Source organism: Acidipila sp. EB88 (assembly GCF_003858395.1).
Taxonomy (GTDB): Bacteria; Acidobacteriota; Terriglobia; order Terriglobales; family Acidobacteriaceae; genus EB88.
Window position 1 is genome coordinate 575,337 of sequence record NZ_QWEV01000005.1, and the last position, 19,481, is coordinate 594,817.

Here is a 19,481-nt window from a genome sequence, read left to right on the forward strand (position 1 = left end):
ATGAAAGGCGAACTGCAAACGGGAGTCCTCGTTGATACCCCCGCACCTGCCTGCGGGCCGCCGGGCGGCCCGGCTCAGACGCGCAGGGCAGCCGCTGGCTCAAGCAGCTCCAGGGTGGGTGTTTCGCCTGCTCCCGCGAGCCGCGCGCGCACCCCGAGGGGCAGCGTCACGTTGGCGCGCGACACGTGGCCCGACCGCAACCCGGTCGCGATCGGCCCCGGGAAGTCACGCAGGGCATGCAGAACCGCCTGCTCAAACAGGTCCGTCGGCGCGCCCGGCGAGGCGCAGCCCTGCATCTCGCCAAAGACAATGCCGGTCACGCCTCGGAGCTTGCCTGCCAGTACGAGCTGTCGCAGCATGCGATCGATCTGGTACGGCTTGGTGCCTACGTCTTCAAGAAACAGCAGCTTGCCCTCAAGTTGCGGCGCGAATGGAGTTCCAAGCGAAGCGGCGAGCAGGGTCAGGCAGCCTCCATGCAGGACGCCTTCCACCGCAACGTCTTCGGCAATGTGCTGTGCTGCGATCGCGGAGCGCGAAGAACGCAGCCAGCGCAGCCCTTCGGCCGCGCCATAGGTATGGGTACGCCCCGAGAGCACCGCCGATAAGCTTGGCTCGTCCACCCCGTCGGGCAGGTAGAAGTCCGCGGCAAGCATGGGTGCGTGGAACTGCACGAGTCCTGTCTGGTCCAGCAGCCAGCTCTGCAGCGCGGTGAGATCGCTGTAGCCAAGCAGCGGCTTGGGGTTGGCGCGCACCAGATCGAGATCAATCCCGGCCAGCAGGTAGTTGCTGCCATACCCGCCGCGTGTGCAGAGGATCGCATCGATTGAGCGGTCGGCAAACGCGGCGTGCAGATCGGCCAGCCGATCCGCAGGGTCGGCGCTGAAGTAGGGCAGGTGCCTGCCCTGCGCATGCGCACCAAAGCGTACGTGCCAGCCGCGCTTCTCCAGCGCAGCGGCTCCCGCGTCGAGCCGCTGCTGCTGTGCGCTGCTCGCAGGTGCCACGATCGCCACGGTAGGGTGAGTCGGCAGCGCGAGCGGTTTGCGCTGGGCTGCTCCTTCGGTCAGCACAGCGACTCCGGCGCGCTGCGCGGTGGCGCCCCGTTCGTCGTGTTCGCTGCTCAAGCTGATACCTTCCGGTTGTCACCGGGCATGAATGCGAGACCCGTCGCGATCAGAACGGCCGGCCCTGTCAGTTCCATTTCGACGTTATCGCCCGGCCATGACACCGTCTGCATGCCACCAGGCGCGTGTACCGCAAGCCTGCGTTTGCAGCCATGCAGCAGCATTGAAGCCGCGGCCGTGGCGCAGGTACCGGTGCCGGAGGAACTCGTCGGCCCGACGCCACGCTCGAAGATGCGGATCGCAATCTCACCCGGAGCGCGCACGTGCACGAACTCCACATTGGTCTGCGCCGGGAACTGCGGGTGAAAGCAGATGGCGCGACCCAGCGTCTCCCAGTCCATGCCATAGGCGCGAAAGCTTGCATCCTCCACGCGGATCACAAAATGCGGGTTGCCGGTTGACACCACGGCGCCTTCCACCAGGATCGCGTCCTCATCGAGCGATACACTTGCGCGCTCCACCAGCGGTATACCCATCGCGGAACGCAGGCGCATCTCGGCGCCATCGCGGGCTTCCACGAAGCACACCCGCTCGCCCGCATCGGTCTGCAGCTTGAATGCGTCGCCGGGCTCCGCCTGCCTGCGGTGCGCCATCCATGCCGCAACGCAACGCGTGCCATTGCCGCTGATCTCGGCGATGCCGCCGTCGGCATTGCGCAGGCGGATCGTGCCGGAGCGCTCGCCAGTCCACTCCAGGAACTCCACCCCATCCGCACCCACACCCGTGGTGCGTGCGCACAGGGCGACGGCCAACGCGTGCTCCTGTGGATCATCGTGCGCAACAGCGGCGCCGGCGGCACGCTCCACGATCAGGAAGTCGTTGCCACAGGCGTGTGCTTTGCTGTACTCGAGCATCTGTCTCCTGGTGCTGGCGCTAGAAAGTGCGCGGCACTGTTGATTTGTAAATACGCGCGCAGGGCTGGCCGGTGGAGCAGATCACGTTTAATAGCGTTAGGCCTTCGCCATGCGCCTGCACTGCGGCGGCCACCGCGTCACCATCCAGGCCCACCACGTAGCTTGCCGAGTGCGCCGGATCTTTCAGTGCCTTGCGCCACAACAACCAGTCCGAATCATTGACCGTGCGCACCAGCGGGATACCCGCCTGCTGCACAGCGCCTACATGGTCCGAGGTGTACATCAGGATCAGCCCGGCGGGCGGCAGCGCGCTGAGCGCATGCGCTAGTTCTGTCTCAAACGGGATGCGCGTGTGTGAGTTCACGTAGGCCTCGCCCAGCACCAGCGGCCGCTCCCGGATCAGCACCACATCGTTCACCACGAAGAGCAGCGCGATGGCTGCCACCGCGGGCGCTACGAACTGCGGCGTGCGCTGCTTCACCCGTGCCAGTGCAGCGGCCGCGAGCCATCCCAGGCTCAGCGCAAACGCCGGCAACAGTTCCATGCCATAACGGGTGTTGTACCAGCCGTGCGGGTACCAGCGCGGCAGAAAGATCGGCACCGAGCCATATGCAACCGAGTACATGTAAAACGGCAGCGGAAGCCAGAGCAGCAGGAACGCGCCAGCCACACCTCGCCGCGCACGCAGCGCCAGCGCGGTGCCCGCGAGCGAGGCAAGCATCAGCAGATCGGCAACCCAGCGGTCGGTCGCGTCGAGCTCCGCGGCCTTGGCGAAGTACAGCAGCGCCACTGGCATGTTGTGCCAGCCTGGGTAGTGCCCTGCCCCATGCGCGCTGGTGCGCGCGTCAATCGCCTTAGCCGAGTACGGGCCGCGCATAAAGTCGAGCGGATCGCCGAACTGCTTGGCGTTGTACGCGAGCCAGCCGGCCGGCGCTGCCAGCAGGATCGCCGTGCACAGCAGGAACGCGCCGCCCGATCGTCCGCGCCACGCTCCGGACTTCCATGTGTTCCATGCGAGCACGCACCAGGCCAGCGCCGCAACGATCCAGCCGTCGTAGCGTGTGAACACCGCGGCAAACAGCACCAGCGCCGCGCCCATCAGCGTGTTGCGCAGGATGCGTTCGCGCGCAGCGGTGGGCGGCTGCAGCGTGGCCCGCCCGTGTTCCGTGACAAAGACCGCAGCCCAGATGATCTCGGCTAGAAAGATCGGCTCGGTCATGGCCGTGCATTGCAAGTACAGCAGGCTGGGGTTTGCGGCATAAAACAGTGCCGCAAGAAACGACGCGGCGCCACCGAGCGCAACCCGCGCCAGCCGATACACGCCGGCGACGCCAAGCACATACGCCAGCATCGACGGCGGCGCACCAGCCAGCCCGCTCTGCCAGAACTCCATGCTGCGTGCGAATGGGTAGATCAGAAGGTGCGGCAGCGGCAGCCACACGGAGCCAAGCTGGCGAAAGCCCGGGTACAACGAGTCGCTCAGCCGGCGCGCGATGTGGAGGTGCGCCACCGCATCGCCGTACAAAAGCAGCATGCCATGACGCGCGCAGTAAGCCAGTGCGATGAAGGAAAGGATTGCTGCCGCGCATGCCGCCAGCACACACTCCTGCCCCAGCGTGGAAGCAACAGGAGTATGCGTGCTGGCGGTTTTCTTCAAGCGGACACTCACTTAGTCCAGGTGTGAGAGAGCGCGCAGCTGTGCGAAGCGGTTGTCGATCTCTTTGCGTGTCAGTGACTGCACGCGCTCGGTGCCGAAGCGCTCACAGGCAAACGCACCCATGGTCGCGCCGTAGAACATCGCGCGCTTCCACGAAGAAGGCGTCAGCTCGCCCGACTCGGCAAGCGATCCGAAGAAGCCGCCCGCGAAGGAGTCGCCTGCTCCCGTGGGATCCACCACTTCATCGAGCAGCACGGTGGGCACGCGGAAAGCGACGGACTGGGGACCACCATGCCCAGGGAAAGAACGCTCGCTGAAGAAAGCCGTCGCGCCGTATTCCCCATGCTTCACGATCAGGCTTTTGGGGCCAAGCTCGAGAATCCTGTTTGCCGCACGCAGCAGGTTGTTCTCCCCTGCCAGCAGTCGCGCTTCGCCGTCGTTGATCAGCAACGTATCGAGGTGCTTGATCACGAGCAGAAGGTTCTCGCGGTGCGCCCCGATCCAGTAGTTCATCGTGTCGCCGCAGACCATCCGCACGTCGCACAACTGCGTGCGCACGCGCTCCTGCAACACGGGATCGATGTTGGCCAGGAACAGGTACTGCGAATCCGTGTAGCTTGCAGGGATCTTGGGAGAGAACGTTTCAAACACGTTCAGCTCCGTGGCAAGCGTGGCAGCGCTGTTCAGGTCGTCGACATAGGACCCGCGCCAGAAGAAGCTCTTGCCGGCGACATGCTCGATGCCCTCGGTATCGATGCCACGGCGATCAAACACGGCCTGCTCTTCCGCCTTGAAGTCTTCACCAACCACGGCAATGACCCGCACCTTCGTGAAGAACGAAGCGGCCAGTGCGAAGTGTGTGGCAGCGCCGCCAAGAATGCGGTCGCGCTTACCCGAAGGACTCTCGATGCCGTCAAACGCAACGCTGCCCACAACCAGAATGCTCATACCTGCTCTTTTCCTGGGTACCGCTGTTGCGAGTTAGAAGTACTTGCCGAAAAGCAGTTGCAACTTCTCGCGGGTCGCCGCGGGGATCATCTCGCGACTGGTCATGATGGCGTACTGCGCGGCGGTTGCGCATCCGCAGCTACGCTCCTTCGGCAACAACCCCACTGCCTGCCGGACCACCCGTGCCGCGTTGGCGCTGTTCTGGTGCATCACGGCGATCACCTGGTCGACGGTCACATCGTCATGGCCTTCAAACCAGCAGTCGTAATCGGTCACCATGGCAAGCGTGGCGTAGCAGATCTCGGCTTCGCGCGCGAGCTTGGCTTCCTGCAGGTTGGTCATGCCGATGATGTCGGCGCCCCAGGAGCGATACAGCTTGGACTCCGCGCGGGTCGAGAACTGCGGACCCTCCATGCACACATAGGTGCCGCCGGGCTTGCCCACTACACCGGAATCCGTACAGGCCTGGGTCAGGGTCTTGGCCACCACGCCGCAAACCGGATCGCCGAATGCAACGTGACCCACAACGCCCTCGCCAAAGAAGGTGGCGACACGATTGAAGGTGCGATCGATGAACTGGTCCGGGATCACGAAGTCGGTGGGCTTGTGCTCTTCCTTCAACGAGCCCACGGCGGAGACAGAAAGGACCTGCTCCACGCCGACCGACTTGAGTGCGTAGATGTTGGCGCGAAACGGCAGCTCGCTCGGCAACAGCCGATGGCCTTTGCCGTGGCGTGCCAGGAAAGCCACGCTGCGGCCATCAAGCGTACCCAGCACCAGCGGGTCACTTGGTTCGCCCCAGGGCGTGGACACGTGCACTTCCCGAACGTCTGTTAAGCCGGGCATGGCATACAAGCCACTGCCGCCGATGATGCCGATCTCTGCCTGCTGCTGCAAACGCGTGCTCCTGAAGGCCGCGCTCACTCAGGATGCAAGAGGCCGCGGCGCCTCGCACAGTATACCCGTGGCATGCCGGCAGACAGCATGCCCTGCTGCGCGAAGAACGCGCGCAGTGGAGCGGTCAGGCCAGTGGCGTGACCCGCCTGCGCCCATGCCGCATCACCCTCACTGCGCTGTGCCTCCGCGCTGGTCTGCGCTCCTGTCTGCGCAGCCAACATGCGCGCCTCGACCGCTTCTGCCGCGTTTACAGGCAGCGTATGGCTGACAAATACGTAGCGATCGCGCTGATCTACGATCACCGGCCCTTCCACCGTCGCATACACTGCCGCCGGTCCCTCGGCGGCATGCGGCTCCTGCCTCAGACCCGGGTAGCGCTTCGGCAGGCTGTCGCGATAGACGCGTGCAAACGCTGCCGCCGCCGCGGCCGTCTTCCATCGTGACAGGTACACCATCGCGATTGACGCCGTGCTGTCGCGCGCGGCAGCGGTTGTGGCCGAGCGGCTTTGCGCCGCGTAGTACACGCCGCCATCCCACGCCAGGGCAGCGTCCGCGCCTGCGCCCTTGTCGCCGAGCTGCTCCGCCAGGATGCGCACATCAAGCGCGCCCATGACGCCCACGTCGTACGGCGCCCAGTCCTGGTCGAGCAACGGGTGCAGATCCGGCATCTGCAGCAGCGGCATGGGGTCGCCATGCTCGAAGCCTGCCGGGTGCAGAATCTGCCAGCTGGTCGAAGGCGGCCGCTGCAGCACCTCGGCAAATGCGCCCGCGGTGCCGCGATCCTTCAACAGCCGCTGCTCAAACACCAGGCCCTCCTGGTACGGAAACAGCAGGGACTGCCGCATCACCAGCGGGGCGCTGGCCAGCACCGGCGAGTCATCCGCACCTGCCGCGGCGTCCAGGCTGCTCAGCGAGAAATCCGGCAGGGTCCGCAGCGTTTGGCCTTTGCCTTCGAGTCCCCAGTCAAGGTAGGCGACCATGGCCTGGCCTTCCAGCACTGCTTCGCGCGCCGAGTCTGTCTCATCGGTGCGGATATGTTCGCGATCCTGGTCGATATTCTGGGCCGTGCCATCCGGACTGGTGTTCTCCCACTTGTCCAGGTCGATGTGGCGGGATGCCTGGTACTGGTCCTGCAGGGCGTGGGTCAGCTCGTGCGCCAGCACCGGCTTCTGGGTGTCGGCATCGAGCCAGTCCAGCAGGTTCACTGTCCGGGTCTTGCTGTCGTAGAAGCCGGCCACCTGTTCGCCCAACAGCTTGAGCAGGAAGGGCCTGAGCGAAAAATGCTGGGGCAGCAGCCCGAACTTCTCAAGCGTGATGGCCGAGCGCTCGATCCGTGCCGTGTCCTTGTCCTCGTCCATCTTCTGCTTCAGGTAGGCCACCACCTGGTCCCTGGTCAGCAGCCGGCGTTTCACGCTCTGGCGCACGGGGAACCCGGTGTCCCGCGCATCAAAGGCCAGGATCGTGTCGACCGAGCGAAACAGCTCGCGGGCCTGCGCTGCGCTGATGCGGGGTTTAGGTGAGCTTGGCGCCTCGTCGTGCGGGGGGCTCTTCACCTGCGGAACGCCCTGGGGAGCAGCCTGTGGCGAGCTCTGCCCGCGAAGCAGGTCGCCGGAAGCGGGACCCAGCGTGACGATGAGCAGCACGATCAGCGGTCGCAGAACGCGCGCGGGCCGCCAAACGTGCTGCAGAGGATGGAGCAGTGGGGGAGTAGTCCTTGGGGAGGAGAACATGCAGGCTCTATCGGCATGGTAGCCCCAGCGGACCAGACCTGGGGGCTGCTTATAATAAGGCCTGTTGAAACACACTGGACGAGCCGGTATTTCCCGATGATCGAAGAGACCACCACCGTTCCGGAGCAGGTCCAGGCCGAGTTGACGCCGCTTGCCCGTGTGCTGGACGAACCTTCAGCCCCGTTCGCCGGCGTGCTGACCCCGGCATCCTTCTCCTCCTCGACTGCGGAACTGGAAGCGCTGTGCACAGCCGCGGGCGTCTACGATCTGGGGTTCCTGGCGCGCTTTCGCATCTCCGGCGAGGACCGGGTCCGCTGGCTCAACGGCATGATCACCAACACGGTGAAAGACCTCGAGCCCGGCCAGCATAACTACACTTTTCTACTGAACGCGCAGGGTCGAATCCAAGGTGACGGCACCGTCTATGCCCTGCCGGAGGCGCTGCTCTTTTCCACCGACGAATCACAAGCCGCCCGGGTGGCGGCTCACCTCGACCGCTTCATCATCATGGACGACGTGGAACTGGTGCGCGAACCAGGCTGGACGGCACTGGGACTGACCGGCCCCGAGGCTGGTGCCTTGCTCCTGCGCGCAGGTGTACTCAAGGACGCACCCCTGCCGGGAAGCTTCGTCGAACAGGATGGCCTCCTGGTTGCGCGGAGCCTCGTCGGCCCGGTCGACCAGTTTGTCCTTTGGGTCGAGGCTTCAGGTGTCGCTGCCTTGTGGCAGCGACTGCTCGCCGCCGGGGCTGCGCCGTGCGGTTCGCAGGCCGTGGAGTCGCTTCGCGTCCTTGCCGGGATCCCGAGGTATGGCGTGGACATCGAAGAGAAAACCCTCGCCCAGGAGACCGGGCAGATGCATGCGCTGCACTTCAATAAAGGGTGCTACCTCGGGCAGGAGATCGTGGAACGGATTCGTTCGCGCGCCACGGTACACCGGGGTATCCGCGTGTTTCGCCTGTCGGGCGAGCTACCGCCTGTGGGTACGGCGTTGTACTCCGCCGCCAAACCGGAGACCGCGGTCGGCGAGCTCACCAGCATCACATCGGTAACTGCGCCAATCGCAGTGCTTACACCCGGCATCTACGCGCTGGGCACCGTGCGCACCGAAGCCGTTGCCACAGCCTCCTCGTCGCTCACCTACGCCGGTGGCAGCGCCGAGGCGCTGCTGCACGCGCCGCTTCAAAACGTTTGAAAGGGAACCTCCACCATGGCAGAAAAGCCGCCCGCCTTTGTTGTTGTTGATAAGCGCAAGTTCACTGCAGAAGGCGAGATTCGCGAAGGCTTCGTCGAGCCCGAAAAAGAACTCCCCCGCACGGATCTGACTCCCCAGGCCGAAGCACCTGCGCAGCAGTCGGGCGCTCTTGCGACCGAGGAGTGGTCGAGCGCCAAGGTGGTCACCATGCCGCCACGCACCCCACAGGCCAGCAGCGATGCCACCGCCACAACCGGAACAGCGATTCAAGACGCCGACGACCTGGGCGATGAAGAGATGGCTGGCTCGGTAACCCCGTTCAGCCGTCCTGGAGCCAATGCAGGCGCAGACGTGGATGGAGACGGCCCGATAGAAGATGACCTGGCAGGGCTGGTCTCGGATGGCGACGAACTGGTCGGCCAACCGCGCAGCGCCGCGGAGACCGCCGCACAGGACGCCGCGTATCAGCAGAGCGCGCGCGAAATCGATGCCATGCTGGCGCAGGCCAACCCGGACATGCAACAGCAGCAGGGCCCGGTCCGCTTTGAGCACGTGATCCAGAGCTTCTACCTCTCGGCCATCATGGCCATGGGAGCCGGCACCGAACCGGGGCAAAAGCCCCGCATCGACATCCTGGGCGCTCGCCAGTCCATCGACATGCTCGCCGTGCTTGGGGAAAAAACCCAGGGCAACCTGAGCGAGCACGAGCAGCAGCTACTCCAGGGCATCTCGTTTGAACTGCGCATGATGTTTCTTGAGCTGACCAATGCCATCAGCCGGCAGGCCCATCAGCCCCCGCCGCCGGGTGGCGGCGGTATCCTGCGCTAGCGCATGGCGCAATCTGCAACAATCACGGTGCTCGGGAGCGGCACCAGCATGGGTGTACCCATTCTGGGCTGCACCTGTGCCACCTGTAGCAGCGCAGATCCCCGCGATACGCGCACCCGCCCGTCCATAGCCGTCCGCTGGCCCGCGAGCGCCGGTAACTTGGACCAGCACTGCGTGGTGATCGACACCGGTCCGGAGTTCCGCATGCAGGCGCTGCGCGAGCAGATCCGGCGCATCGATGCCGTGTTCTACACGCACGCGCACGCCGATCACATTCTCGGTCTCGATGACCTGCGTCCACTCTCGTTCCGGCACCGCCCCGGCTCACTGCCACTGTATGCAGACGACGAAACAGCCGTGGTGCTGGAACGCATCTTTGACTACACCTTCTCGCCTGCCTCGCCCTACCCCAACAAGGCCCGGGTCGCCATCCAGCGGATCGAGGGCGAACAGTCCATCGCTGTGGCAGATGCCCGGTTTCAACGCGTACCGCTGTGGCACGGGCGCCTGCCGATTGCCGGCTACCGCTTCGGCTCTGCAGCCTACCTCACCGACATGAGCCAGATCCCCGATGCCAGCCTGGCGCTGCTACGCGGGGTGGACGTGGTGATCCTCGATGCGCTGCGCTATGAACCGCACCCCAGCCACGCCAATGTCGAGGAGGCGATTGGCTGGATCGAACGCATCGGCGCCAAACGAGCCTTCTTCACGCACATGTCGCATGAACTGGCCCACGCCGCCACCGAGGCGACGCTGCCCGCGCATATTCGCCTGTGCTACGACGGGCAGCAGATCCCGGTCGAGCTCTAGCATGCTTGTGTCTTACGGACTCGACCAGGTCTCCGCAGCCCTGAACCCCGGCCATGCCGGCCGCCCCAGCGTGGTGGCCATCGGCAACTTCGACGGCGTGCACTGTGGCCACAAGGCCATCCTGAGCGATGTTTGTGCCCGCGCCAAAGCACAGAACGCGCGCGCCGTGGTGATCACTTTCGACCCGCACCCGTTGCGCGTCCTGCGCCCCGCGGATGCTCCCCCGCTGCTTACACCCCTGCCGCAAAGACTGGCACTGCTGGCCGAGACCGGGGTGGATGCCACGCTGGTGCTGCCGTTTACACCGGCCTTCTCGCTGCAAAGCGCACGCGACTTCGCCACCAGCGTCCTGGTGGACGGGGTACGCGCGATCGCCGTGCACGAGGGCGACAACTTCCGCTTCGGCTACCAGGCCAGCGCCGGCCTTGCCGAACTGCGCGCCCTGGGCACGGAGCTGGGCTTCTCCGTAGTCGCGCACGGGGTGCTGCGTCGTCGCGGGGTGGCCGTATCCTCGTCCAGCATCCGTAGCCTGGTCGCAACTGGCCAGGTGGAGCAGGCCCGCTTCCTGCTGGGGCGTCCGTTCTCCATTGTGTCGCGCCCGGCGCGCGGCCGTGGCATCGGCACCCGCCTGCTTGTGCCTACCGTAAATCTTGCCGCTTACCCTGAGTTGAAGCCCGGTCACGGCGTCTACGTCACCGAACTCACCATCGGTGCCTCGGGACAGGAGAGCGGCATGGCTCCGCGTCGTTTCGCGGCCATCACTAATGCGGGCAATCGCCCCACCTTCGGCGAGGACTCCTACGCCATCGAGAGCCACCTGCTCGACTTCGATCCTGACACCGCGCCACCACTCGAGCTCACCGAGTCCACGCCGCTGGAGCTTGCATTTCTGCACCGGCTTCGTGGAGAGCAGCGCTTTCCCTCGCCTGAGGCCCTGCGTGCGCAGATCGGCATCGACATTGCCAGGGCGCGACGCTACCACCGACTGACGCGTCGCCTCGCCGGCGGCTTACACCACAATGCGCCCGCTGCCCAGCTCTAGCCGCACGTAAGCTCGCGCGGGGCCGTTGAGCTGACGGCACTGGTAAACTAGACGCTCATAGCGCCTTTACCACTGGAAAACTCATGTTTGAGAATCTGCAGGACAAGCTCCAACGCGCCTTCAAGAACCTGCGCGGCCAGGGCACCGTTACCGAAGAGAACATCAACGAAGCCCTGCGCGAGATCCGCCTCGCCCTGCTTGAAGCCGACGTGAACCTGTCCGTCGTCAAGGAGCTGATCGATCACATCCGCGTCAAGGCTCTCGGCACCGAGGTGATGACAGCGCTCTCGCCTACCGAGCAGGTTGTCAAGATCGTGCGCGATGAGTTGGTGCTGCTGCTGGGCAAGGACACGGCACGTTTTCAGTTTGCCTCCCGGCCGCCTACCGTGATCCTGATGGCGGGCCTGCAGGGTTCGGGCAAGACCACCACCAGCGGCAAGCTGGCGGCATGGCTGCAAAAGGGCGGTCACCGTCCTATGCTGGTTTCGGTCGACGTATATCGCCCGGCCGCGCGCGAGCAGCTCAAGGTTGTTGCCAACTCCATCAAGGCCAAGCTGTACGAGGGTGACACCAAGGGCGAGGAAGCAGGCCCTGCCCTGGTGGAGCGGCTCGCCAAGGAAGCACGTCGTGAAGCCGTGAACACCGGCTGCGACACGCTCATCGTCGACACCGCCGGCCGCCTCGGCATCGACTCCCTGTTGATGGACGAGATGGCGATGTTGAAGACCCTGCTTGCTCCGCAGGAGATCCTGTTCGTGGCCGATGCCATGACGGGCCAGGATGCCGTGAACTCCGCCAAGGCCTTCCACGACCGGCTGGCGCTTACCGGAACCGTGCTGACCAAGATGGATGGCGATGCCCGTGGCGGCGCCGCGCTGTCGATTCGCCACATCACCGGGCAGCCGGTAAAGTTCATCGGTACCGGCGAAAAGCCCGATGCATTCGAAGCCTTTCACCCGGACCGCATCGTGAGCCGCATCCTCGGTATGGGCGACATGATGTCGCTGATCGAGCGCGCCGAGTCCACCCTCGACAAGAAGAAGTCGGAAGACTTTGCGAAGAAGGTGCTCTCGGGCGATGGCTTCTCGCTCGAAGATTTCCGCGACCAGCTTCGCCAGATCCGCAAGCTCGGCTCCCTGCAGTCCATTATCAAGATGCTGCCGTCCGTCGGCCCGTTCCAGGGCATGCAGCAGATGGCCGACCAGGTGGATGAAAAGCAGTTCAATCGTGTTGAGGCCATCATCAACTCGATGACCAACAAAGAGCGCAACAACCACGAGATCATCTCGGGTTCGCGCCGCAAGCGCATTGCCGATGGCTCGGGCACCAGCGTGCAGGAAGTCAACCAGCTCCTGAAGCAGTACGCGCAGATGCGCAAGATGTTTAAAGGCATGGGCAAGGGCGGCGGAGCGATGCAGCGCCGCGCCATGAGCATGATGGGCGGTATGAAAGGCCTCGGCCGGTAACCCTCCATGCCCTTCGATGACGACCAGCACAGCGCGCATAATGCAGACAGCGAAGGCTCCGGCATGCACAGGCTTTCGCTGCAGGATCGTCTCGACACGATCACGGCGCGGACGCGCAAGCTGGTGCAGCCCGAGCGGCTTGCGCCCGGCGAGCAGGCGGTTGCAGAGCTGTTTGCTTCGGGCATCGAAGACCACATCCTGCCGGTCGGCGCCAGTGCGCCGGAGTTCGCACTCGAAGACGGCAGCGGGCGACTCGTCCGCTCAACGGACCTTCTGGCACTTGGCCCCCTGGTGATCGACTTTTTCCGTGGCCGGTGGTGCTCCTACTGCGTGAATGAGCTTGAAGCGTGGCGCGCGGAATATGAATCACTGCGCCTGCAGCATGCTTTGCTGATCGCCATCTCGCCGCAGACCGCTCGGCAGAACGAGTTCACTGCCACGCAGCACGAGCTTCCCTTCCCCGTGCTCGCGGACCCCGGCGCGCACGTCGCTGAACAGTTCGGCCTGGTGTACACCGTGCCGCCCTACCTGCAGCGCTACTACCGCTCCATCCTCGTCAACATCCCGTTTATGAACGGGGAGCCAAGCTACCGGCTGCCGCTGCCAGCCACCTATGTGGTCGCGCAGGACAGCACCATCCTGTTCGCAAAGGCGCATGCTGACTTTCGCGTGCGGCCGGAGCCGGTGGAAGCACTGGCTGCTCTTCCCGCCTAGGCATGGGTGCCCCCTGCGTCACTGCGCTGCGATATAAATAGAGGCGACATGGCCAGCCTTCGCGCGTCCCGCACTCTCCTCTCCGCCTCCGCGTGCCTGCTCCTTCTTGCACCCACTGCACTGCATGCACAAGCACAGAAAGATGTCTGGAAGACTCCGGATCCTGCCCCCGTTGGCAAGCCCAACGCCGACGACCTGGTCTGGGAAAAGGCAGTCGCCAAGTACGACGGGCCACGCGCCAAGCTCGATCACGATGTGAATGTGATGGACGGCAAGGGACCATTCGCCCCCAACTGGTCTTCGCTCGAAAAGTACCAGATCCCTTCCTGGTACCAGGACGCGAAGTTCGGCATCTTCATTCATTTCGGCAACTACTCCACGCCCGAGTTTGGCAACGAGTGGTACCCGCGCAACATGTACCTCGAGGGCACCAAGGAGTACAAGCACCAGACCGACACGTACGGCGCTGAGACCAAGTTCGGCTACAAGGACTTTCTGCCCATGTTTAAGGCAGAGGGCTTCAATGCCAAGCAATGGGCTGACCTGTTCAAAGAGTCGGGGGCACGATACGTCATCCCCGTTGCGGAACATCACGACGGCTTCCCGATGTACAACTCAGACCTGACAGACTGGTCTGCTGCGAAGATGGGACCAAAGCGCGACGTCATCGGCGAACTACGCACCGCAATCCTTGCCGATGGGCTTCACTTCGGCGCCTCGTCGCATCGCGCGGAGCATTACTTCTTCCTGAACGGCGGCCGCGCACATCCTTCCGACGTGCAGGACCCGAAGTACGCGGCGTTCTACGGACCTGCACACGTCGGTCCCGATCCATTGAAAGACCAGACCGGGCACCCCGACCCTGCCTACCTGAACGACTGGCTCGCCCGCTCGGCGGAGATCGTCGAGAAGTATCATCCGGAGCTGATCTACTTTGACTGGTGGATTGAGCAGCCGGAGTTCCAGCCGTACCTGAAGCGCTTCGCAGCCTTCTACTACAACCAGGCGAGTGAACACGGGCAGAAGGTCGTGCTGTTCCGCAAGAACGATGCGTTCCCGCCACACACGACGGTGATGGACATCGAGCGGGGGCAGGCCGACAAGATCCAGCCGGAGCACTGGCAGACGGACACGCCCGTGACCAACGAGAGCTGGGGCTATATCAAGGGCGACACCTACAAGCGACCCGACACCATCCTCTGGCAGCTCATCGATATCGTCAGCAAGAATGGCAACCTCCTACTCGACGTAGGGCCGAAGCCCGATGGCACCATCACCCCGGAAACGCAGAGTGTGCTGCGCGCGCTGGGTGACTGGCTGCACCGCAACGGAGAAGCCATCTACGGAACGCATGCGTGGTCAACCTACGGCGAAGGCCCCACGCAACTCGTGAGCGGTAGCTTCAACGATGCAAAGCTCAAGCCGTATACCGCGCAGGACTTTCGCTTCACAGCCAAGGGCTCCGCGCTGTATGCAACGGCGATGGGATGGCCCAAGGATGGCAAGCTGCTGATCCACACACTGGGCAATGCGAGCGGCTTCCACGTAGCCCACGCTACGATGGTTGGCAGCACAGCCGCCGTGCCCTTCCACCAGACCAAGGATGGCCTGGAGCTGTCAGTTTTTGGACAGGCACCGGCTGGTCTGCCGGCTTACAGCTTCAAGCTCACGCAGTAGCAAGCGCAAAGAGAAGGGGCCGGTACGCATCCGCGTAACGGCTCCTTCTTATTTGCAACCATGTTGGTATCTTTTACCCGCGGCCCGCACAGCAGAAAGCCGCCAAGTTACACGCCGGACGCTGGCTGCGCCTCGGCGCTCGCGCGTGGGGCGGGGCGCTGCGATCGTCGGCCCACGGAGCGCAGCTTCAGGTACCGCGAGAGATGCCAAGAGGTGTACTTGGCGCCGACTGCAAATCGCTGCGCCGGCCCGAAACAGTTTGCCGACGCCAGACCGATCATGTGCAGCCCCGACACGCTGGTCTGGAAGTTCACACCCAGTACGGGCGTGCCCTCGGCCGTTTTCACCGCGGCAGCGAGCGCGGGATCGAGGAAACGCAGGGACTGCATGTTGGGCTTGTACCCGGTGGCAGCAATCACGTGATCGGCCACAAACTCCTGCGCAGTCTTATCAGGCTGATTGAAATGCACATGGACCTTGTCGTCTTTGCACTCAACGCTCTGGATACGGGCACTCATGTGCATGGGAATACGATTCTCGACCTTGTCCCGCATAAACCAACCCGGGATAGGCCCCAGGTGGCGTCGTACCACACGATGACGGAACCACTCCGGCAAGGCGCGGAACAGCAGTGGTGTTTCCACGCAGATCACGTACTCCCAGCCAACCCCGAGACCGGACCGAGGAAACAGCACGCGACGCTTCAAAGGGCGCGGGTCCATCTCGGGCATGTAGAAGCCGATCTTGGGACGACGACCCATGATGTGCACGTCCGCATGCGCATCCGCGAGCGACGCAGCAAGATCCACCGCCGAAGCACCTGCACCCACCACCAGCACCCGCTTGCCGGCGAACTGGCTTACTTCGCCATGCGAGTAGCTGTGCGTCACCGCCGACTCCGGCAGCCCCTGCAGCTCAGCAGGCATGTAGCCAAAGTGCGTAATCCCTACGGCAAGCACCACGCGTCGTGCGAAGAACTCTTCGCCTGAAACTGTGCGCAGCAGGAAGCGTTTGCCCTGTTTCTCGACGAAGGCAATATCTTCCTGCTCCAACTGCGGCACAAGGCGCTTCTGAAACTCCAGGCCATAGCCGACAAAAGTCTCGAGCGGGATCGGCATTCCGGTACGCTTGTAGGGCAGCCCCTTTTCCGCGCAGTAGTGCTCGAGGGTGAACGAGCGCTTGCGGTCGTACAGGCTTGAGGCATAGCCATCCGACTTCAGGCTCATGCCCGCCGGCATGTTCTGCTGCCAGCTTTGCATGGGCCTGCCGAAGATCCTGTGCGGCACGCCCATCGAGTGCAGGTGAGCCCCGAGGGAGAGCCCGTACGGCCCTGCTCCGATGATTGCGACATTTGTTTCCGGTATCTGCATAAACTCCTGCGTGTTCGACCAGTATAAAGTGTGAGCTTTTTACCTTATCGGTAAAAAACGGGTAACAATTACTGCAAACCGCCCGGGTAACCGATCTCACTCTTCTAAGATCGAGAACAGCCGATAAGGTAATTGACGTTATTGCGAACCGAGGCAGTGCGGATGCAGTCTTCCATTTCGATCCTGGTTATTACCACGCAGACCTGGCTGCATGTCACGCGTCTTGCCCTGCGATTGTCGTGGTACGGCTGCAAAATATCTGTGCTCTGCCCGAGCGAGTCTCACCTGGCCTACCTGCCTGGCGTGCATCAACGCTTCTCCTACAGTGTGGGCGGCCGGGTCCGCTCCATACGCAATGCCATTGAGAAGAGCGGCGCTGATTTCATTCTGCCTGCGGATGATCTTGCCGTATGGGCTCTGCATGAGGTGATGGAACAGCATCCATCGCTTGCTCCGCTCGTTGAGCGCTCCCTTGGCAACCCGCGTTTTCAGCCCTTCGTGCGCTCCCGCTTCGAACTGCTCGCTCTGGCGCATCGCCTCGGCATCGCGGTACCCGAGACAGAGCTGATCCACCAGCCTTCTGATCTCAACAGCTGGTCCGAGTCGGGCGAGACAAGCTTCATCATGAAAAAAGATGGAACCTGGGGCGGCAGCGGAGTGCGGGTAGTGCGCACGGCAGAAGAGGCGCAACAGGTGTATGCCCGCTTGCTCGAGCCGGAAAGCCTCAGCAGCAAGCTGCTTTGCCTTTTGCGCAATGGCGATTATGCTGCATTCTCGAAGCTCCGCTGCCTGCCGGAACCGGAGATCACGGCGCAGGCCATGATTGCGGGGGTGCCCGCAAACTCGATGTATGTCTGCGATCGCGGGCGCATCCTGGGCGAAGTGCAGGCGCGCGTGGTGGTCACCAAGGGCAAGACCGGTCCTTCGCTCGTCATCCAGCTGATGAACGACCGGCGCATCACGCGGGCTGCCCGCCTCCTCGCGCGTGAGCTCGAGTTATCCGGTTGCTTCGGTCTCGACTTCATGATTGACGGCAGAGGCGAACCGCTGCTGATCGAACTTAATCCGCGCTTCACCCAGCTCGGACCACTCGCGGTCGCCGGGCAGCCAGACCTTGCCGGCCTGCTCTACGCGCACTGGACGGGCGCCCCGGTTCCGGAACCCGGACATCCCGATCTTGAAGCGTCCGTTTCCTTCTACCCGGAAGGCGAACGATGGACCCGCGAAGCCGCCAGCTTCCCGGGATGCCGTATCGATCTTTTCCCCTCGGAAGCGGACATGTTTGCCGCCGTAGCCAAGGGAGATCCGCGCTGGCACATGCGCCTGCGGCGTCGCCTGTGGAACTCGTTGTCGAACCTCAAGGGCACGCTGCAGATGGATCAGCAGTGGCAGCCGTTTTTTTACCAGGACGTTGCGCGTCGTGACGCGCCCGGCGAAGAGCTGGTGCTTGTTGGCGGCAAGAAGTCCGATGCAATCAGCTTCGCCAGCTGACCCCGGAAAGACGCGACGATGCCGGAGCCTGCCCTCTTCTCCGGCATCGTCGCGAACAAGCTGCTACAGACTGCCCTTGCTACGCAGCATCTGTACTTCAATCCGCACGCCATCCAGTCCATTCGCGCTGTACACCGCGTACAGCCGCTCCGCGCTGAAGTTCGCCAGCACCACGTTGCGGAACTTGTTGTTGTACGTCGCAGTGTCCGCTGCGTTGTAGCCGAATGAACCCGCTACCTGGGCAAGCACCAGCTGCACCGCTGCCACTGAAGGCCCTGAAAACGTGAAGTCCGAGTCGGACAGGTTGTGCAGTTCGTACTCGGTGAGGATGTTGGTTTGTCCTGCAGCGACAAGGTCCACCTCGCCCGTCTGCTCAAGTGCGGGCAGGCGATAGTTGCCGCTGCCATCCTTGATCAGGTAGCCCTTCGCGAGGGGGTCCTGCTGCGCGATGATTGCAGCCGCACGAATCCAGTTCACCACCTTGAACTCGTTACCGCTGGTGGGTGCAGAGTGCGCCGAGGCCTGCGTGATCAAAAATGCCGGAGAAAGGCCCCGTTTCATCGCTTCTGCAATCGACAGGATGTGGTGGCCGCCGGTGCGCGCATCTCCCGCCTGCCCGTAGTCGTCCATGCTGGCACCGGCGCCACCGATGCTCAACTCCTGGAACTCCGTGCCATCTGCATTCCACTGGAAAACGATGCTCTTTGCCCAGTCATGCCACAAGGGCGCGCCGACAATGAGGTCAGGCGACAGGTACGGCGCGAGTGCAGCGACATTCTGCGGTGTCGGATGCGCAATAGTGTCAGCGTTTACGAAGTCCAGCCCGTTCGCGTCGTACTGACCGTAAACGCTGTGGTACTCCGAGGCGAGATTGATGTCCGCGGTTTCGTTGTTGGACTCATGCACAGGCAGTCCGCCAGGGTAGGAGTGGTGCGAACCGAAGCTGGAGCCGGGCGCGGAGTAGAACGGCTGCGGCAGGTGCGGGCAGGCGGAATTGTCATTGAGCACGGGTGGAAACACTCCCGCGATCAACCCTCCGGGAAAGGTCGCGTCGTCTGCCTTGTTCAGCAGGCCCTGCGCCAGCAGCGTCGCCACAATCGCCTGCCGGTCCGCAGGCTTGAGATTGGCGCGGTGCAGCACGCAGGTGTCGGGGTTCACGATCGCGTCGTAGGTTTGCGTCCGAAGATTGTCGTCGCTCAGGCGGCCGATCTGCGCCTGGAGAAAGTGATACGCGGATTGCACCAGCGGCGCGTTGTTCGCGGTCAGCACCGCCTGCGCATTGCCAGCACCTGGCGTGGTCTGCGTCTGGGCCACGGCTGTGGCGGTGGTCAGCGCCAGGAGGGCAAGCGGCAAATAGCCTGCGCGTTCCAAGCAATATCGGCGAGAGAGCATCCAGGGCATGGCGGTCCTTTCGTGCGGCGTGCGGGGCATCACGCTGGTGTGAAACGTGCACTGCAGACGCATTCGCGCGGGCGAATGACGCGGTGAGGTTGCAGGGCGACGCTACCAGCGCACGGCGGGCGCTGCCTTGAACGTTGCAACAATTTGGAGAGAATTCCGGGCTCTTGCGTAGGGCGCCAGCATGCGCGCCATGCCGCAGAGGTGCTGGGCAGAACAACATGGCAGGGATACACCGCGCAGCGAAAACGCGCAGCAGCCATCGGGCCGCCGCGCGTTCGTGT

The 19,481-nt window shown here is 63.7% G+C and carries 16 protein-coding genes; 8 read left to right on the plus strand and 8 right to left on the minus strand.

The window, feature by feature from the left end; all coding sequences use genetic code 11:
• Nucleotides 1-74: 74 nt before the first annotated feature.
• From D1Y84_RS03275 to D1Y84_RS03300, 6 genes are read right to left on the minus strand one after another with little or no spacing between them, the layout of a single operon-like run.
• On the minus strand, nucleotides 75-1,121 hold the full coding sequence (locus D1Y84_RS03275; protein WP_233581053.1) for an LD-carboxypeptidase: 1,047 nt from the start codon (nucleotides 1,119-1,121) through the stop codon (nucleotides 75-77).
• Nucleotides 1,118-1,975 (minus strand): diaminopimelate epimerase, encoded by an 858-nt coding sequence (dapF, locus tag D1Y84_RS03280; protein WP_124847254.1) that lies wholly within the window; start codon nucleotides 1,973-1,975, stop codon nucleotides 1,118-1,120. The genes D1Y84_RS03275 and dapF overlap by 4 nt, the downstream gene beginning before the upstream one ends.
• 19 nt (nucleotides 1,976-1,994) lie before the next feature.
• Entirely contained in the window at nucleotides 1,995-3,632 is a 1,638-nt protein-coding gene (locus tag D1Y84_RS03285; RefSeq protein ID WP_233581055.1) for a hypothetical protein, read from the minus strand.
• A 12-nt stretch (nucleotides 3,633-3,644) separates the two neighbouring features.
• Nucleotides 3,645-4,580 (minus strand): PfkB family carbohydrate kinase, encoded by a 936-nt coding sequence (locus D1Y84_RS03290; RefSeq protein ID WP_124847256.1) that lies wholly within the window; start codon nucleotides 4,578-4,580, stop codon nucleotides 3,645-3,647.
• A gap of 33 nt (nucleotides 4,581-4,613) precedes the next feature.
• Complete coding sequence (gene mtnP, locus D1Y84_RS03295; RefSeq protein ID WP_124847257.1) at nucleotides 4,614-5,477, minus strand: S-methyl-5'-thioadenosine phosphorylase; 864 nt, start codon at nucleotides 5,475-5,477, stop codon at nucleotides 4,614-4,616.
• A gap of 23 nt (nucleotides 5,478-5,500) precedes the next feature.
• Nucleotides 5,501-7,207 carry a hypothetical protein gene (locus D1Y84_RS03300; protein ID WP_124847258.1) on the minus strand — a complete coding sequence of 569 codons (1,707 nt, stop codon included), beginning with the start codon at nucleotides 7,205-7,207 and terminating at the stop codon, nucleotides 5,501-5,503.
• 96 nt (nucleotides 7,208-7,303) lie between these two features.
• On the opposite strand from D1Y84_RS03300, the gene D1Y84_RS03305 reads away from it, so the two are divergent.
• The 7 genes from D1Y84_RS03305 to D1Y84_RS03335 all read left to right on the plus strand — a co-directional run bounded on the left by D1Y84_RS03305 (nucleotide 7,304) and on the right by D1Y84_RS03335 (nucleotide 14,938).
• Nucleotides 7,304-8,401, plus strand: a complete 1,098-nt coding sequence (locus tag D1Y84_RS03305; RefSeq protein ID WP_158615289.1) for a folate-binding protein YgfZ — start codon at nucleotides 7,304-7,306, stop codon at nucleotides 8,399-8,401.
• Between the two features lie 15 nt (nucleotides 8,402-8,416).
• Nucleotides 8,417-9,229: a DUF1844 domain-containing protein gene (locus tag D1Y84_RS03310; protein WP_124847260.1), complete on the plus strand. Its 813-nt coding sequence runs from the start codon at nucleotides 8,417-8,419 to the stop codon at nucleotides 9,227-9,229.
• Between the two features lie 48 nt (nucleotides 9,230-9,277).
• Nucleotides 9,278-10,039 carry an MBL fold metallo-hydrolase gene (locus D1Y84_RS03315; RefSeq protein WP_124847261.1) on the plus strand — a complete coding sequence of 254 codons (762 nt, stop codon included), beginning with the start codon at nucleotides 9,278-9,280 and terminating at the stop codon, nucleotides 10,037-10,039.
• Nucleotide 10,040: 1 nt separating this feature from the next.
• The gene (locus D1Y84_RS03320; protein ID WP_124847262.1) at nucleotides 10,041-11,081 is read left to right on the plus strand and encodes a bifunctional riboflavin kinase/FMN adenylyltransferase; all 1,041 of its coding nucleotides are present in this window, start codon (nucleotides 10,041-10,043) and stop codon (nucleotides 11,079-11,081) included.
• 83 nt (nucleotides 11,082-11,164) lie between these two features.
• A complete protein-coding gene (gene ffh / locus D1Y84_RS03325; protein WP_124847263.1) occupies nucleotides 11,165-12,547 on the plus strand; it encodes a signal recognition particle protein in 1,383 nt (460 codons plus the stop codon).
• A 6-nt stretch (nucleotides 12,548-12,553) separates the two neighbouring features.
• Complete coding sequence (locus tag D1Y84_RS03330) at nucleotides 12,554-13,261, plus strand: peroxiredoxin-like family protein (RefSeq protein ID WP_370245693.1); 708 nt, start codon at nucleotides 12,554-12,556, stop codon at nucleotides 13,259-13,261.
• 48 nt (nucleotides 13,262-13,309) lie between these two features.
• Nucleotides 13,310-14,938, plus strand: coding sequence for an alpha-L-fucosidase (locus D1Y84_RS03335; protein WP_124847264.1), 1,629 nt, complete (start codon nucleotides 13,310-13,312; stop codon nucleotides 14,936-14,938).
• A gap of 107 nt (nucleotides 14,939-15,045) precedes the next feature.
• Here D1Y84_RS03335 and D1Y84_RS03340 read toward each other — a convergent pair whose 3' ends face one another.
• Complete coding sequence (locus D1Y84_RS03340; RefSeq protein ID WP_124847265.1) at nucleotides 15,046-16,308, minus strand: NAD(P)-binding domain-containing protein; 1,263 nt, start codon at nucleotides 16,306-16,308, stop codon at nucleotides 15,046-15,048.
• A 162-nt stretch (nucleotides 16,309-16,470) separates the two neighbouring features.
• On the opposite strand from D1Y84_RS03340, the gene D1Y84_RS03345 reads away from it, so the two are divergent.
• Nucleotides 16,471-17,799, plus strand: a complete 1,329-nt coding sequence (locus D1Y84_RS03345; RefSeq protein WP_124847266.1) for an ATP-grasp domain-containing protein — start codon at nucleotides 16,471-16,473, stop codon at nucleotides 17,797-17,799.
• A gap of 63 nt (nucleotides 17,800-17,862) precedes the next feature.
• Here D1Y84_RS03345 and D1Y84_RS03350 read toward each other — a convergent pair whose 3' ends face one another.
• Nucleotides 17,863-19,152 (minus strand): hypothetical protein, encoded by a 1,290-nt coding sequence (locus D1Y84_RS03350; RefSeq protein WP_124847267.1) that lies wholly within the window; start codon nucleotides 19,150-19,152, stop codon nucleotides 17,863-17,865.
• Nucleotides 19,153-19,481 lie beyond the last annotated feature (329 nt).

Bases quoted from the DNA above. Each gene is read 5' to 3' on its own strand.
- D1Y84_RS03340 (WP_124847265.1), bottom strand. From the start codon at position 16,308: ATGCAGATACCGGAAACAAATGTCGCAATCATCGGAGCAGGGCCGTAC.
- D1Y84_RS03290 (WP_124847256.1), bottom strand. From the start codon at position 4,580: ATGAGCATTCTGGTTGTGGGCAGCGTTGCGTTTGACGGCATCGAGAGT.
- D1Y84_RS03310 (WP_124847260.1), top strand. From the start codon at position 8,417: ATGGCAGAAAAGCCGCCCGCCTTTGTTGTTGTTGATAAGCGCAAGTTC.
- D1Y84_RS03305 (WP_158615289.1), top strand. From the start codon at position 7,304: ATGATCGAAGAGACCACCACCGTTCCGGAGCAGGTCCAGGCCGAGTTG.
- D1Y84_RS03345 (WP_124847266.1), top strand. From the start codon at position 16,471: ATGCAGTCTTCCATTTCGATCCTGGTTATTACCACGCAGACCTGGCTG.
- D1Y84_RS03320 (WP_124847262.1), top strand. From the start codon at position 10,041: ATGCTTGTGTCTTACGGACTCGACCAGGTCTCCGCAGCCCTGAACCCC.
- dapF (WP_124847254.1), bottom strand. From the start codon at position 1,975: ATGCTCGAGTACAGCAAAGCACACGCCTGTGGCAACGACTTCCTGATC.
- D1Y84_RS03330 (WP_370245693.1), top strand. From the start codon at position 12,554: ATGCCCTTCGATGACGACCAGCACAGCGCGCATAATGCAGACAGCGAA.
- ffh (WP_124847263.1), top strand. From the start codon at position 11,165: ATGTTTGAGAATCTGCAGGACAAGCTCCAACGCGCCTTCAAGAACCTG.
- D1Y84_RS03315 (WP_124847261.1), top strand. From the start codon at position 9,278: ATGGGTGTACCCATTCTGGGCTGCACCTGTGCCACCTGTAGCAGCGCA.
- D1Y84_RS03335 (WP_124847264.1), top strand. From the start codon at position 13,310: ATGGCCAGCCTTCGCGCGTCCCGCACTCTCCTCTCCGCCTCCGCGTGC.
- D1Y84_RS03300 (WP_124847258.1), bottom strand. From the start codon at position 7,207: ATGTTCTCCTCCCCAAGGACTACTCCCCCACTGCTCCATCCTCTGCAG.